The sequence below is a fragment of the Burkholderia sp. JPY481 genome (assembly GCF_038900515.1).
Classification (GTDB): domain Bacteria; phylum Pseudomonadota; class Gammaproteobacteria; order Burkholderiales; family Burkholderiaceae; genus Paraburkholderia; species Paraburkholderia youngii.
Genome location: NZ_JAYMRT010000003.1, coordinates 1 through 15,119 on the forward strand (window position 1 = coordinate 1; position 15,119 = coordinate 15,119).

Here is a 15,119-nt window from a genome sequence, read left to right on the forward strand (position 1 = left end):
GCCCACACTTATCGGCTGTTAGTTTTTAAAGATCGATCCGCCCAACCCGCCGCGCCTGAACCACCACTACCCGGCACCGCTTCGTTTGCGTCGCTGCGTCTGCAGCAGAGAAACGAGATTATGGAGAACTTCCGCCGGATCGTCAACAGGTTTTTATCACCCGCTTAACCTGCTCACGCCGCTAAAGCCCTCGCCATAAAGGCTTCCCGCTTCCCCGCGCTCCGGTGTCCGGAGCACGAAAGAGCGGAATTCTAGTCGCCGCCAATGCGACTTGCAAGCGATATTTTCACGCTCCACCCGCAACCTGCCGCGCCCCCAAAAACACCTCGCCTCACGCAGTCGCATGCGCGCGCATCGCCCGTTCGACGACGGCCAAATAATGGTCGATCCCCGGCGTCGCGCGATCCCTCTCTTTCGCGCGATCGTCCCATCGGCGCAAACGCATCGCGTCTTCCGCGTACGGCTTCTGCATAAATGCCTGCGCCTCTTCCCTGCTAAAGATCCCGCCCTGCAATTGCAAGCTGCGCACCGAATCGGCGGAAAGCTGGCCGAAATACGCGGCGTCGATCGCGCACAGGCAGCGCTTTGCGTCGACGTGCAGACGAATCGGCTCCAGCACGGCATCTGACAACGCCGGCCGCAAAAACGGCAAGGCGAAATACTGATGCAGATCGTCGACACCCCGTTCCGTCGGCGTCTCCCCTTGCAGGTTCAGCAGATGTCCGAGGTCATGCAAAAACGCCGCGGCGACCAGTTCGTCGCTCGCGCCTTCCGCCTCGGCCAGCGCGCCGCTCTGCAACGCGTGCTCCAGCTGCGTCACCGGTTCGCCGCTATATGCGAGGCTGCCGTGCCGCTCGAAAAGCGCACGGATATCGTCGAGACTCAATGCCACGGGTCACTCCCAAGGTAATGAAAACGTCTTCAGATTGGTAAAGCTCTTCATCGCTTCCTGAACGCCTTCCTTGTAACCAAGCCCGGAATCCTTGATGCCGCCGAATGGCGTCAGCTCGATCCGGTAGCCCGGCACTTCCCAGACGTTGACGGTCCCCACGCGCAGCTCGTTAATGAAACGCGTGATCGCGTCCTGCCGGTTCGTACACACGCCCGACGACAGCCCGAACGGCGTCCCGTTGCTGATGCGAATCGCGTCGTCGAGCGTATCGAACGCGATGATCGGCGACACCGGCCCGAAGGTTTCCTCGCGCACGAGCGTCATCGACGGATCGACGTTGTCGAGCACCGTCGGCGCATACAGCGCGCCGCTGCGCTCGTTGCCAATGCGCAGGCGCGCGCCCGCGGCCACCGCCTCGTTCACGCGCGCCTCGAACAGTTGTGCGGCGGCGGCGTCGATCACGGTGCCCATCTGGTTCGACGCATCGAACGGATCACCGAACGTCCACGCGCGCGTCTTCTCGACGACCCGCTCCGTGAACTCCGCCGCGACGCGCTGTTGCACGAGCATCCGCTTGACCGCCGTGCAGCGCTGCCCCGAGTTCTTGTACGACCCTTGCACCGCAAGGGTCGCCGCCCGCTCGAGATCCGCGTCGTCGAGCACGATCAGCGGGTCGTTGCCGCCCAGCTCCAGCACGACGCGCCGATATCCGGCCTTCGTCGCAATGTATTTGCCGATCGCGACACCGCCGGTAAACGTGACGAGTTCGACCGACGCGTGCGTAATGAACTCGTCGGCGATTTCGCGCGGGTCGCCGGTCAGCACCTGCAGCATCGGCGCGGGTAGCCCCGCCTCATACAGCAGATCGGCCAGATAAAGCGCCGACAGCGGCACCTTCTCCGACGGCTTCACCACCACGCGGTTATTCGTCGCGATGGCCGGCGCGATCTTGTGCGCGACCTGGTTCATCGGATGATTGAACGGCGTGATCGCGACGATCACGCCCGCGAGCGGTTCGCGTTGCGAGAACACGCGACGCTTCTTGCCATGCGGCGTCAGATCGCACGAGAAGCTCTGACCGTCGTCGCGCAACGCCTCGAATGACGCAAAGCGGAACACGTCGGCAACGCGGCCGATCTCATAGCGCGAATCCTGCTTCGACAGCCCCGACTCCAGAGAGATCAGATCCGACGCCTGTTCGATGCGCTCGCGCAGCAGCACCGCCGCGCGCTCCAGAATCTGCGAACGCTCGTAGCGCGACAGCGTCGGCCGATACGCGAGCGCGTAGTCGAACGCGGCGCGCACGTCGTCGATGCTGGCGAGCGGCACGGTACCGACGCGCATGCCGGTATAGGGATCGAATACGTCGAGCGTGCGGGCGCGCGTCGCGCGCTCGCCGCCCAGCCGCAGCGCTTCGGCGCGGAACCCCGGATGGTCCCGCAGCACCGGGTTCATGATGTCGACAAGCGATTGAGCGCAACGTCGAAGATATCGAAGTTGCGCAGCCGCTTGCCTTCGCCGCCACTGGCCGCTGGCTGAACACGCCGGTTGAACAGCAGCGGCACTTCCTGCTCGGAAATCCCGCCATGCGAGCGCAGCGGCACGGTGAGCCCGGACAGGTCGTGCTCGTCGCGCCGCGTGCCGAGCACGACATGCTTCGTGCCGATCACGACCAGATCGCCGATACGATCCTCGGGCAGCCCGAAGCGCACGCACGCTGCGTTTCGGTCGAGCACGACTTCGATTCCCGGCAGGCGGCCGATCCGCGCAATCACGGATGCTGCATCCAGCTCGCGCGGCAGATAGACGGTCGCGAACGAACCCAGCGCGCCATGATGCACGACGTACGGATCGGTGATCGGCAGAATCACGCGCGTCGTCGATGCGCCGAGCCAGTCGTCGAGCAAGTCCTGCAGATAGATCACGTTCGGCTCGCCGGTTTGCGGATCGTGCTTCGCGTTCATGCCGTGGTCGGCGGTGAGGCCGATCACCCAGCCGAGCGCGTCGAGCTTCGCGAGATAGTCGTCCATCATCGCGTAGAAGGCGTTCGCGCCTTCGGTGCCGGGCGCCCATTTGTGCTGGATATAGTCGGTGGTCGACAGATACATCAGGTCGAGCTTGCGCGTTTGCGCGAGCCGCACGCCGGCCGCGAACACGAATTCCGACAACCCCGCGCTATACACGTCCGGCAACGGCAGACCGACCAGATCGAGCACGTCGTCGATGCCGTTTTCCTCGACCGTCACCTTGTCGGCTTTCTCCGCCGAAAAACAGATGCCCTTCAACTGCGAGCCGAGCAGCCCGCGCAGTTTGTCCTTCGCGGTGACGACGGCGACCGCGGCGCCCGCGTCGGCGGCGGCCGCGAGCAGCGTGGGCGCGCGCAGGTAGGCGGGGTCGTTCATCATCACCGCCGCGCCCGCGCCGTTGTTCGCGTTGGTGTCCCAGAAGTAGTTGCCGCAGATCCCATGCACGGACGGCAGCACGCCGGTCACGATTGACAGGTTGTTCGGGTTCGTGAACGACGGAATCACGCAGTCGCCGCGAAACGCCGCACCGCCTTCGAGCATCGAGCCGATGAAAGGCGCCACACCGGCCGCGACCGACGCTTCCAGATACTCGAACTCGCAGCCGTCGACACAGACGACGACCGTCGGTTGCGAAGGCAGCCGATAGCTCCGGCCGTTGACTTCGATCGTGCGCTGCTCGGGGTGTGTCATCGCGTGGTTTTCCATTCCAGGGGTGGTCATTGCCAAGGCCTCATCGCCCGCGCGAGCCGGCCGCGCCCGCGGTTGCCGGGAGGCGCTGTTCGTGCGCCGCATCGCACGCCGCATGGGCGCGCTGCAAGCCGCCCTGCACATGCGCGCGCATCAACTGCGCGGCCTGCTCGGCATCGCGTGATGCGAGCGCGGTCAGAATCGCGCGGTGCTCGGCGAGTGAGCGCGCCATCGCATCGCCTTGCACGACCAGCGCCGCTCGCCGAAACAGGCTCAACTCGCTGACGAGCCTGCGATATGTGTCGTACAACTTCGTGTTACCCGCCGCCGCGACCAGCGCATCGTGAAACGCGACGTTCGCGCGCGCATACCCATCGTGATCGTGCGATGCGAGCGCGGCGCGCATCGCATCGACGCAATCGCGCAGCACCGCGAGCTTGCCCGCGTCGATGCTGACCGCGAGCATCCGGCACGCCGCCTCTTCGAGCACCGCGCGCACCGCGTAAATCTCGTCCGCTTCCGCGAGCGACACCGTCCGCACGAACACACCGCGATTTTTCTCGGTACGCACGAGCCCCGCCTGCTCCAGCGCGCGAAACGCCTCGCGCACCGGCCCGCGCGACACCTGCAAGCGCGCCGCCCAATCGGCTTCGTTGAGCTTGTCGCCCGGCGCCAGCGTGCCGTCGACGATATGCCGCTCGATCTCGTCGCGCACCAGCGTCGTCAGCGAATGGCGGCGCACGACCTCGATTGGATCGACGGAAGCAGATTGCATATATTCGGTCACTCTGACAAATTTTGCCACACCGACATCGAATGCCCACCGGCAGTGTGCATGCTTCAGGTCAAGCAAATCGCCCGCGAATCAGCCGTGTCAGCCAGGTCAGTCGATCCGCCGACGCGGAGCGCGCGCCGCGATCAACAGCAGCGCGACCAGCGAGACCAGCAGCAGAATCAGCGACAGCGCCGAAGCCGGCAGGTAATAGCCGCGCTCCACCTGCCCGACGACAACGATCGGCACCGTCGCGAAGCCCGGCGGATACACGGTCAGCGTCGCGCCGAGTTCGCCGAGCGACAGCGCAAAACCGAGCGCGAGACTCGCGCGGATCGCCGGCACCAGTTGCGGCAACACGACACGGCGCAGCACCATCGACGGCGGCGCTCCGAGGCTCGCGGCCGCTTCGCGCAGCACGGTCAGCTCCGGGCGCAGCGCGGCGGCCGCGCAGCGGTAGCAGAACGGCAGCACCAGCGCGAGCTGCACGAACACGACGATCGCCGCCGAGCTCGACAGATCGAGCGGCCGCTTGTGATAAGCGATCAGCACCGCGAGACCGAGCACCACGCTCGGCACGCCGTTGGGCATCATCGCGATCGTGTCGACGATGGCGCCGAGGCCGCGCCGGTCGCGTCCTTCGAGCGCGAGCGCGAGCCACAAACCGAGGATCGTGCCGAGCACCGCGACGCCCATGCCGACTTCGAGGCTCGTGGTCAGCGCGTCGAAGTCGCTCGAACCGAGGCGCTCGAACCAGCGCATGCTGAAGCCGTCGGGCAGGATCGTGCCGGACCAGTGCGACGCGACGCTCGATAGCGCGACGACCAGCACCGGCAGCACGAACAGCCAGAAGCACAGCAGCGCGGCGAAGCCGAGAAAAAGACCGCCGAACAGTCGCACGACGAGACTGTGCCGCACCGGCCGGCCCTTCTTGTGCATGACCGGCAGCACGGTCGGATCGAGTTCAACGGCCATGACCGGCTCCTTTCACCTTGCGACTATTGACGCGCCGGTACAACGCGTACAGCGACAACGACATCAGCAGCATCACGACCGCGCCGGCGGCTGCGGTCGGCAGATCGAGATCGACGGTAGCGGCGCTATAGATCGCGACCGGCAGCGTGATCAGATGGGCGCTGCCGAGCACCAGCAGAATGCCGAACTCGTTCAACGTCAGCAGAAAACACAGGATCGTGCCCGCTGCAATACCCGGCCACGCGAGCGGCAGGATCACCTTGAACGCGACCATCAGGCCGTTCGCGCCGAGGCTGCGCGCGGCTTCGATCAGCCGCTGGTCGAGCAGCGCGAACGAGGCCAGCGTCGGACGCACGACGAACGGCGTATAGAACACCACTTCCGCGAGAATCACGCCGCCGATGCCGAACAGAAAGTCGAGCGGCGGCGCCTGCAGATTGAACAGCCGCTGCAGCCCGATGCTGACCGAGCCCTGCGAGCCGTACAGAAAGATCAGCGTGAAGGCGACCAGAAACGAAGGGAACGCGACGAACAGTTCGAGAAAGCGCGTGACCATGCGCGCGCCGGGAAACGGCTTGAAGAACAGCAGCGACGCGAGCGCCACGCCGAGCAGCGACGCGAGGCTCGCGCTCGCGAACAGGATGCCGAGCGTGGTGCCGATCACGCCACGCGTTTCGGGGTTGCCGAAGAACGTCACGTACGCGTGACCCGACAGGCCGTGCGTGCCGGTCAGACTCAGCATCACGAGCCGCACCAGCGGATAGATGACGAGCGGTCCGAGCACCACGACCGCAATGAACAGCAGATGCCATTGCGCGAGACGCTCGCGCCGCTTCACCGCGGCCGCATGCGCCGCGGCGCTCGCGAGACGGCGTGCGGCGGCGGCTTCGACTTCCGCTTGCGCGGCGAGGTCGAGCGGATTGGACGTATCAGGGCTTGATAAGGACGACATCGCCAGCCTCATAACGCAGGGAAACGCGCGCGCCCTTCTCCGGCGTCAGGCCGAGGCCGCGCTGCATCGTGACGAGCACGGGATCGTTCGGCAGCGCATCGAGCACGACCGATACCGACAAGGCCGCGCCATACCACTCGACCGACGCGATCGCGCCGTGCAGTTGCCCCTCGCCGAGCGGCACGATGCGCAGCGCCTCCGGACGCAGACACGCGACACGTTCGCGCTCGTTGTGGCGCGCGTCGTCCATGCCGAACGCGACCTGCGGCGGCAGCAGATTGGCCGCGCCGAGGTAGCGCGCGACGAAGCCGTCGACCGGCGTGTCGTACAGCTGCTGCGGGGTGCCGAGCTGCGCGATATGGCCGTCGCGCATCAGCAGCGTACGGTCGGACAGCACGAGCGCATCGTCCTGATCGTGCGTCACGCAGACGATCGTCAGATTCGGCAGACGCTCGTGCAGCGCTTTCAGTTCTGAACGCACGGACGCGCGCAGATTGGCGTCGAGCGCGGACAACGGTTCGTCGAGCAGCAGCACGTCGGGCTCGATCACGAGCGCGCGGGCGAGCGCCACGCGCTGCTGCATGCCGCCCGACAGTTGCGCCGGCATCACGTGACCGGCATCGCCGAGCTGCACGAGCTTCAGCGCCTCGGCGACACGGCGTGCGACGTCGCGCGCCGGAATCCGCCGTGCGCGCAAACCGAACGCGACGTTCTCGAATACCGTCAGATGCGGAAACAGCGCGTAGCTCTGGAACAGCAGACCGAGGTTGCGCTTGTGCGGCGGCACGTGCGTCAGATCGCGGCCGGCCACCGTCAGCGTGCCGGCCAGACCGTCGGCCTCGATGAAGCCCGCGATGAAGCGCAGCAAGGTCGTCTTGCCGCAGCCGCTGCGGCCGAGCACGGTGAGCAACTCGCCGCGCTGGATGGTCAACGACAGATCGTCGAGCACCGTGCGCGCGCCGAAGCGCACCGTCAGGTGATCGATCTGCACGCCGCCCGGCGCGTCCAAACGCGCGGCGTCGAGCGCATCCAGCGGAGCGCCTGGCGCGGCGGGGTGAGCGAGACTGGCCGTATTCACCGGGGTCGTCCTCCAACAGAATTAATGCTGATGCGGCGCCGCGCAGTAGCTGCGAAGCGCCGCCTGGACCGACAACGTCAGACGTTGCTTATCTGAGTCACTTACTTCGGCTTGACCACTTCGGTCTCTTTGCCCGAGGAACCGATCACGTCGCTCTTCCAGCGCGCGGTCCAGTCGGCCTTCTTCGCCATCACGTGATTCCAGTCGACCGGAATCAGCTTGACGCCGCTGATCGCCTGCTTGACCGTTTCGCCGTTCTTGCCCGCGAGCGGCACGTCGCTGCGCGCCGGAATGCCGAAGACGTCCGGCACCTTCGACTGCACTTCCGTCGACATCAGATAGTCGATCAGCTTCTTGCCCTCGGCCTGGTTCGGACCGTTCTTGATCAACGCGATCGCGTACGGCAGCTGGAACGTGGTCGGCTGGCCGCCGGGCGTAGCGGCGAGGAACACCGGCTTCAGAGACAGGCCGCCGTTGGCCGCGTCGTCGAGATCCATCTGCAGATCGCCGTTGGCGACCGCGATCTCGTTACGCGATAGCAGCACGTCGAGATAGCCCGTGCCCTTGGTGTGGAACTTGGCGCTCTGCTCGAGCTTCTTCAGATAGTCGAACGCCTTGTCTTCGCCCATCAGCGACGAGGTCAGAATGATCACCGCCATGCCGTCGCCGGCGGTCGCCGGATTGGAATAGGCGACCTTGCCGGTGAAGTCCGGGTGCAGCAGGTCCGCGAACGTCTTCGGCTGGTTTTTCGTGACTTCGGGGTTGATCGCGAACGAGAAGTAGTTGTTCACGAAGGTGGCCCATGCGCCGTTCGGCGCCTTCGCGATGGCCGGCACGTTCTTGTAGTTGGCACTCTGGTACGCCTGCAGCAGACCGCTCTGGTCGGCCTGCTGGATGAACGGCGGCAGCGTCACGAGCACATCGGCCTTCGGCTGATCCTTCTCGATGGTCGCGCGGTTCACGACTTCGCCGCTACCCGCCGTGACGATATTGACCTTCACGCCTTCCTTCTTTTCGAAGGCAGGCAGCACATCCTTGTACAGATTTTCGAGGCCGTCGGCCGTGTACAGCACGACGGCGTCGGCCGCATGAGCCTGCATCGCGGCACCGCCGAACGCTGCGGCGGCGACCAGCGCCGGCAGCAGTTTGCGCGCGAGACCGGCCGCGGCGTGAAGGGAATTCGTCTTTTTCATGTCGCTCTCTCCGAAAGGCTAAAAACCAGACGGTCGGGATAACCCCATACCTGTAGTGATTGAACGGCGGCACGCGCCGCCTGGCGTTGCCCGCTGCGGTTGCCGCGCCGGTCTGTCGTGGATTGCAGATTGCCGACAACTTTGCCGCTTCTCGCCCAGCCTGACTGACAGCCCGTCTCCGACACCCGCGCTGCCTGCCGCGCCTGAGCGGGCACGGGAAGAATCACAGGTTTCGATGACAGGGCCGTGACGATTTTGCCGAATTCCAAAAAAAGACACAAATTGCCAATTCAAGCCAACCGAAGGAATTCGTCGCGCCGCCCAAAATGAAACCCCGCGCGCCGATCCCGTGTGGATCGTACATGGCGAAAATGACGATGTATGCACGATGCATCGACAAAATTGCGAAGGTGCGGGGCTGCTCGCGGACGCGGTGCTCGCACGGCGCGCTGGCCGTGCGCGTCGCGGGCCCGGCGGTTGCCTCGGCTGCGGTGGACGCGCTCCTGACAACGGCGCGTATTGTGCCCGGCCGTTCCAATTTCTGGAGCGAATCCCGCGGCTTTTTTTAGTTAGATTTTGGCGGGTGAGGAATGGCGTTCAGCGCGAGTAGCCGTCTCACGCGATCAGAATCTCCGGACCATGCGCGGTGATCGCCTTCGCCAGCGCGCGCTCGGGCGCCAGTTCAGTGACCAGATACCGCGCCGACTCGATACCGTTGATGCGCACCGGCGTCACGCGTCCGAACTTCGAATGATCGGCGACGACCACCACCAGGTCGGCCGCGGCGATCATGCGGCTGCGCACTTCGGCCGCCATGCGGCTGTAGTCGGTCAGATAGCCGTCCGGGGAAATCCCGCCCGCGCCGATGAACGCGAAATCGGCGTGGTACTGCGTGACCTGGTGGACCGTGTCGAGTCCGAAGGTCGCGTCCTCGATATCGGACAACTCGCCGCCGAGCAGCGTCACACGATTGTCGTTGCGTCGGCCGAGCAGCAGCGCGATGCGCCAGTCGTTCGTGTAGACCGTCAGCCGATGCCGGTCGAGCAGCGCCCGCGCGACGGCCTGCGTGGTACTGCCGGAATCGATGATCAGCGACGCGCCGTCCGGCACGAACTCGGCCGCGCGCTCGCCGATCGCACGCTTGGCGCCTGCGTTCTCCGCTTCGCGCGTATCGAGATCAGGCTCGCGCCGATCGCTCGACAACGCGCCGCCGTGGGTCGTCACGAGCAGGCCGCGGCCGGCCAGTGCGTTGAGGTCGCGACGGATCGTTTCGCGCGATACGTTCAGTTCGCGCACCAGTTCAGCGACCGACAGCGCGCCGTTCTTTGCGACTTGCGCGAGGATGTATTGATGACGTTGTTCTGCGAGCATCTGTGCGCCGTGGTTGAGGAAGGCCGCCGTATTGTATTACGCGTACTGTGCGTTGTTGGTGCGGGCGCGCAGGTTGCGCTGATGGCGCACTCATCGCGCGCTCAGGTTGCGACGAGCCGCCCCTGCACGCGAACACGCCCGCCACCGCGCCGACCTGCTAACCTTGACGGCTGGACTCTTCGGCCATGCGGGCAACACCACGCCGCTGCCCGGCCGAGTCCCACGCACAACGCCTCGCCCGTCAACCGAACCGCCGATGCCGCCACTGTTTCGCCGTCTACTGCTGCTGTTCCATGCGCTACGTTACGGCGCGCGCCTGATCTGGCTCGCCGCCCCGCCCGACCACAAGCTGCATTGGATGATCGAGCTGATCGGCCGCGTGCATGCGTCCGAGCGCAGCGGCGCGCAGTTGCATGGCCTGCTGCCGGCGCTCGGTCCGCTCGCGAGCCGCTTCGCGCAGACGCTCGCCACTCGCCCCGAGCTCGCGAGCGGCACGCTGCACGACGCGCTGGACGCCATCGATCACATGGAAGCGCCGCTGTCGCCGGACGACTCCGCGCTGGCCTTGACGCGCGCGTTCAACCGGCCGCTCGGCGAGCTGTTCAGCGCGGTCGACCTCGTGCCGGTGCGCAGCGGCTTCGCCGAGCAGACCCATTTCGCGCGGCTCGCGGTGCCGGTCAAAGGTCACTACGAGGTCGCCGTCAAGCTCGTGCGCGCGCAACAGTTGCAACAGATCGGCGATGAGCTCGCGCTATTGCGCTGGGTCGCGCGCTGGCTCGAAAAGCTGTCGCGCGTCGCGCGCCGGATGAAGTTGCGCGCGCTCGCGCAAACCTTCACCGACGACATCCTGCGCCGCTTCGACCTGCGCGCCGAAGCCGCGAACCTGAGCCAGACCGGCCACCATTTCGACGGCGACAAGCGCATCGTCGTGCCGGACGTGATCTGGGAGCTGTGCACCGATCACACGCTGACGATGCAGCGCGTCAATACGCTGCCCGCGAGCGACCTGCCCGGCCTGCACGCGCACGGCATCAAGCTGGCGCCGCTCGCCGCGCATATCGTCGAGGTGGTCACCGAGCAGGCATTCGAGCATGGCTTCTTCCACGCGACGCTCGATGCGCGCCGCGTGCGCGTCAGCATCGAGCCCGACACGCTCGGGCGCCTCGTGCTCGCCGAGTTCTCGATCATGGCGACGCTGTCGAGCGGCGAGCGCGAGTTCTTCGTGCACGGCGCGACCGCGTTGTTCGACCAGGACTACGCGCGGCTCGCCGACATGCATCGCGAGGCCGGCCACGTGCCGGACGACACGCGCCCCGAGATGCTCGAAGCCGAACTGCGCACGCGCGCCGAAGCGCACTTCGCGGCGGCGCCCGAGGATCGCTCGGCGGGTTCGCTGTTTCATCATCTGCTGCACGGCGTGCAACCGTTCGACGGCCAGGTGTCGGGCCAGCTCGCGACCGCGCAGCGCTCGTTCCAGCAGGCGGAGATGCTCGCGCGAACACTGCATCCGGGCGTCGATACGTGGAACATCGCACGTGGCGTGCTTGCCGATATCGCGCGACGCGATCTCGATCATCGCGGCTGGCTCAAGCGGCTGTCACACGAGCTGCCGCATCTCGCGCATATGCTGCCGCGCGTGCCGCAACTGGCGGTGCGCTATCTGCAGCAGCACGATCGCGCGGGTACGCCGCAGCAGAACGCGCAACTGCTCGCGGATCTCGCGCGCGAATACCGGCGCACGCGTTGGCTGTTGTGGGCGTGCGTGGTCTGCGGCGGCGCGCTCGGAGCGGGGATGACGCTGATCGCGTGGTGACGGTCCCGCGCGCATTGCAGCTTTGAACAAGACGCGCGCCGCGCATGGGGCCAACATGGCGGCTTTTTTAACCTCCTGCCGCCCCGATGCTCGCCACCTTTGTTGCCGCCGTGTTCGTCGTGCTGTGGTCGACCGGTTTCGTGGTCGCCCGCGCGATCACGCCTTACGCCGATCCCAATCTGTTTCTGCTGGCCCGTTTCGGCGGCACCGCGCTGATCTTCGCGCTGGCCGCGCTCGCCGCGCGCTCGGCATGGCCGACCGGACGTAACCTGGGCAAGCACCTGACCGCCGGCGCACTGCTGCAAGGGGTCTATCTCGGCGCCGGCTACTGGGCCGTCGCGCAAGGTCTCAGCGCGGGCGTTATGGCCTTGCTCGGCGCGCTGCAGCCGCTCGCGACGGCCGCCGTCGCCGCGCCGCTGTTCGGCGAGCGCTTGTCGCGGCGCGGCTGGTGCGGCATGGCGGTCGGCCTCGCCGGCGTCGTGCTGGTGCTCGCGCCGAAGCTCGCTGCCGCGACGCCGCCCACGCACGGCAACGCACCGGCGTGGCTGGTCGTGCTGATATCGATCGTCGCGGTGGGGGCGATCACGGCGGGCACGCTGTTCCAGAAGACCTCGCTCGCCAAGGCCGATATTCGCAGCGCAAGCGCGGTGCAGAACGTCGGCGCGGCTGTCGTCGCGGGGGTGCTGGCGCTCGCGCTCGGCGAGCATCGCTGGATCGCGTCGCCGACGCTGTGGGGATCGCTCGCATGGGGCATCGTGATGCTGTCCGGCATCAGCGTCACGTTGCTCGTCTGGATGGTCCGGCGCGGGGATGCTTCGCGCGCGACCGCGCTGCTGTTTCTCGCGCCGCCGCTTGCGGCGCTCGAAGGCTATCTCGGGTTCGGCGAGACGCTGCTGCCCGTGCAAATTGCCGGGTTCGCGGTCGCGCTGGCTGGCGTGTTGTTGGCGAGGTCGTGAGGGGCGCCCCGCGCTGGTATTGCGACAAGGACAAGGCGCCAGTCAGTCCGCCGTATCCGCGTGCGCGGGCATCTTTGCGCGCGCGACCGCGCCGGGGACTGGCGACCACGCTGGCCGGCTCTTGCGCTGCGAATCGACGACGACGATAAAACGCCCCGCCCACGGCATGATCTGCCGATCGCTTTTCAGCACCCACAACGACTGGCCCGAATCAATGAGCTGCTGGTATTCCGCGTCGAGAATCCCGTAGTGATCGAGAAACGTGTTCAGCGACGCGGGAATTCGCACGCAGCCCTTCGAATGGCGAATACCGAGCAGTGGTTCTAGCCGATCGGGGTCGGTCGCGTGCATCTGGAAACGCATCTGCGACATGCCGCCCTTGCCCCAGCCGCGTTCCCCCTGGGCCCAGCCGAGGTCGAAGATACGCATATCGCGCCGGCCATAACCGCGAATGTGGTTTTCGTTCTCTGTGCCCTCGGAGCGGAAATCCATATTGTCGGGCGTATGTTCGAACACGCCGAGCGGCGTAATGAAGTGGTCGTACTCGCCTGGCCGTCCGGTGGATACCGGCGATGCGCCTATCATCTGCCAGTCGTCGGCGGGCACCGCGCGGAAGTAAATCAGGAGCGCCTGCACGTTCGCGTTGCGATCGACGAGCACTACGTACTCGCCCGACACATTGCCAAGCTCGTTCTCGTTGAGCGCCGTCTCCAGACGGTCGGCGTACGCACGCTGCTCCGCGGCGGGCAGTCTGAGCCGGCGCGTCACATCCTGCGCGAAGACGTCGCGCAGCAGAAACGCGCGACGCGGATCGACGATGCCGGCCGCGTCGGGCGCGGCGACGGTGGCGGCGTCGATCGTGCCTAACGGCTGACTCACGCCATTCCACGCTTGCGCCGAAGTGGTCGCATTCACCGTATGCACCGCCGATGTTGCGGATGCGGGCAACTGAGCAGTACCGGTCACCGCTGCATGAACCTGCGCCGCTATCGCGCCGGCACCTGCCGATATGACGATTGCGCACATCCAAGCGCAAATCCTCAGGTGGTTCAATCCAGGCTGGCCACGCCGATCTGGGTATCTCATCGCGTCCTGAAACAAACATGATTATTATTGATTGACACGCCGGATCCCTGTGGCGTTCGGTACGATCGATGTTACTCAGCGAATTGACGCGTGTCGATGAATATACCCTCTAACTTGCGACCTCTTCAAATCGATGGCTATTTCCCCGCAATCGACGCATTAGTGAAATGCAATTAATTCGCAATTAAATCGGTCATCGGAAAATCAGGCCACGAAAGCGAAGGACGATTTCATTTTCGGACGAAAGATCGCCCGAATACGGTGGTAGATCCCGATACTCAAACGGTTTTTCAGCCGGCTTTCAATCTGTTTCACGCCGTTTCAACCGCTTTTTCTCCCGCGAGGACAACAACGATCATGGCTCCATCCGATCCCGCCGCCCGCCAGGCCCGCATCGCGGCCGAAATGCACGTCACCGCTAAATTCGACGCAAGCCGCGAAATCGAGCGCCGGGTCGATTTTCTGGCGAACTATCTGCGCAACAGCCACCTGAGAACTTATGTGCTCGGCATTAGCGGCGGCGTCGATTCGACGACGGCCGGGCGTCTCGCGCAACTCGCGGTCGAGCGTTTACGGGCGAACCATTACGACGCGCGTTTCGTCGCGGTCCGTCTGCCTTACGGCAAACAGCGCGATGAAGCGGATGCGCTGGAGGCATTACGTTTCATTCGCGCCGACGAAAATCTGACTATCGATATCAAACCCCCCGCCGATGCGATGCTCGAGTCGCTCGATAAAAGCGGCGTGTCGTTCAAGGACGAATCACAGCGGGATTTCGTGCACGGCAATATCAAGGCGCGCCAGCGGATGATCGCGCAATACGCGGTGGCGGGTGCGCGCGCCGGTGTCGTGATCGGCACGGACCACGCGGCTGAATCGGTGATGGGCTTCTTTACGAAGTTCGGCGACGGCGGCGCCGACGTGCTGCCGCTCGCCGGGCTCAGCAAGCGCCGCGTGCGCGCGCTCGCACATACGCTCGGCGCGCCCGACTCGTTGGCGCACAAGGTGCCGACCGCCGACCTCGAGATGCTGCGGCCGCTTCGTCCCGACGAAGACGCGTACGGCATCCCGTACGACGCGATCGACGATTTCCTCGAAGGCAAGCCGGTCAGCGATACCGTGCGTGACGTGGTGCTGCAGTTTTACAACGCGACGCGTCACAAGCGGGCGCTGCCGTACACCCCATTCGACTGGCAGGCGTCGCCGGATGGGCAATGATGACGCAGCGCAAGCGGCTCTCAAACGAATAAAGGCGGTGGACCGGCGCGCAACGTTGCGCAGGTCCACCGCCTTCGAAAAGAATCGGCCTTACTGAAC

At 65.6% G+C, this 15,119-nt stretch carries 14 protein-coding genes; 4 read left to right on the forward strand and 10 right to left on the reverse strand.

Annotation, left to right across the window (positions count from 1 at the left end; genetic code table 11):
• Nucleotides 1–331 precede the first annotated feature (331 nt).
• The 8 genes from VSR82_RS09375 to phnS form a co-directional block, all read right to left on the reverse strand.
• Nucleotides 332–892 (reverse strand): phosphonate degradation HD-domain oxygenase, encoded by a 561-nt coding sequence (locus VSR82_RS09375; RefSeq protein WP_368586041.1) that lies wholly within the window; start codon nucleotides 890–892, stop codon nucleotides 332–334.
• 3 nt (nucleotides 893–895) lie between these two features.
• The gene (phnY, locus tag VSR82_RS09380) at nucleotides 896–2,347 is read right to left on the reverse strand and encodes a phosphonoacetaldehyde dehydrogenase (protein ID WP_429457476.1); all 1,452 of its coding nucleotides are present in this window, start codon (nucleotides 2,345–2,347) and stop codon (nucleotides 896–898) included.
• On the reverse strand, nucleotides 2,344–3,624 hold the full coding sequence (phnA, locus tag VSR82_RS09385; protein WP_429457780.1) for a phosphonoacetate hydrolase: 1,281 nt from the start codon (nucleotides 3,622–3,624) through the stop codon (nucleotides 2,344–2,346). The genes phnY and phnA overlap by 4 nt, the downstream gene beginning before the upstream one ends.
• A 25-nt stretch (nucleotides 3,625–3,649) precedes the next feature.
• Nucleotides 3,650–4,381 carry a phosphonate utilization associated transcriptional regulator gene (locus VSR82_RS09390; protein ID WP_429457474.1) on the reverse strand — a complete coding sequence of 244 codons (732 nt, stop codon included), beginning with the start codon at nucleotides 4,379–4,381 and terminating at the stop codon, nucleotides 3,650–3,652.
• Nucleotides 4,382–4,489: 108 nt separating this feature from the next.
• Complete coding sequence (gene phnV, locus VSR82_RS09395) at nucleotides 4,490–5,353, reverse strand: 2-aminoethylphosphonate ABC transport system, membrane component PhnV (protein WP_368586038.1); 864 nt, start codon at nucleotides 5,351–5,353, stop codon at nucleotides 4,490–4,492.
• Nucleotides 5,343–6,305 carry a 2-aminoethylphosphonate ABC transporter permease subunit gene (locus VSR82_RS09400; RefSeq protein ID WP_368586037.1) on the reverse strand — a complete coding sequence of 321 codons (963 nt, stop codon included), beginning with the start codon at nucleotides 6,303–6,305 and terminating at the stop codon, nucleotides 5,343–5,345. The genes phnV and VSR82_RS09400 overlap by 11 nt, the downstream gene beginning before the upstream one ends.
• Nucleotides 6,283–7,383 carry a 2-aminoethylphosphonate ABC transport system ATP-binding subunit PhnT gene (gene phnT / locus VSR82_RS09405; protein WP_368586036.1) on the reverse strand — a complete coding sequence of 367 codons (1,101 nt, stop codon included), beginning with the start codon at nucleotides 7,381–7,383 and terminating at the stop codon, nucleotides 6,283–6,285. The genes VSR82_RS09400 and phnT overlap by 23 nt, the downstream gene beginning before the upstream one ends.
• 101 nt (nucleotides 7,384–7,484) lie before the next feature.
• Nucleotides 7,485–8,576 (reverse strand): 2-aminoethylphosphonate ABC transporter substrate-binding protein, encoded by a 1,092-nt coding sequence (gene phnS, locus VSR82_RS09410; protein ID WP_368586035.1) that lies wholly within the window; start codon nucleotides 8,574–8,576, stop codon nucleotides 7,485–7,487.
• A 362-nt stretch (nucleotides 8,577–8,938) separates the two neighbouring features.
• Here phnS and VSR82_RS09415 point away from each other — a divergent pair, with 362 nt between their 5' ends.
• A complete protein-coding gene (locus VSR82_RS09415; protein WP_410852262.1) occupies nucleotides 8,939–9,145 on the forward strand; it encodes a hypothetical protein in 207 nt (68 codons plus the stop codon).
• A gap of 46 nt (nucleotides 9,146–9,191) precedes the next feature.
• On the opposite strand, the gene VSR82_RS09420 is transcribed toward VSR82_RS09415, so the two are convergent.
• Nucleotides 9,192–9,947, reverse strand: a complete 756-nt coding sequence (locus VSR82_RS09420) for a DeoR/GlpR family DNA-binding transcription regulator (RefSeq protein ID WP_368586034.1) — start codon at nucleotides 9,945–9,947, stop codon at nucleotides 9,192–9,194.
• A gap of 256 nt (nucleotides 9,948–10,203) precedes the next feature.
• Between VSR82_RS09420 and VSR82_RS09425 the strand changes: the two genes are divergently transcribed.
• Together VSR82_RS09425 and VSR82_RS09430 are read left to right on the forward strand one after the other, a co-directional pair.
• Entirely contained in the window at nucleotides 10,204–11,760 is a 1,557-nt protein-coding gene (locus VSR82_RS09425; RefSeq protein WP_429457467.1) for an ABC1 kinase family protein, read from the forward strand.
• Nucleotides 11,761–11,846: 86 nt separating this feature from the next.
• Entirely contained in the window at nucleotides 11,847–12,716 is an 870-nt protein-coding gene (locus VSR82_RS09430) for a DMT family transporter (protein ID WP_368586032.1), read from the forward strand.
• 42 nt (nucleotides 12,717–12,758) lie between these two features.
• On the opposite strand, the gene VSR82_RS09435 is transcribed toward VSR82_RS09430, so the two are convergent.
• Complete coding sequence (locus VSR82_RS09435) at nucleotides 12,759–13,742, reverse strand: L,D-transpeptidase (RefSeq protein ID WP_429457464.1); 984 nt, start codon at nucleotides 13,740–13,742, stop codon at nucleotides 12,759–12,761.
• 417 nt (nucleotides 13,743–14,159) lie between these two features.
• Between VSR82_RS09435 and nadE the strand changes: the two genes are divergently transcribed.
• Nucleotides 14,160–15,020, forward strand: coding sequence for an NAD(+) synthase (gene nadE, locus VSR82_RS09440; RefSeq protein ID WP_498857653.1), 861 nt, complete (start codon nucleotides 14,160–14,162; stop codon nucleotides 15,018–15,020).
• Nucleotides 15,021–15,119 lie beyond the last annotated feature (99 nt).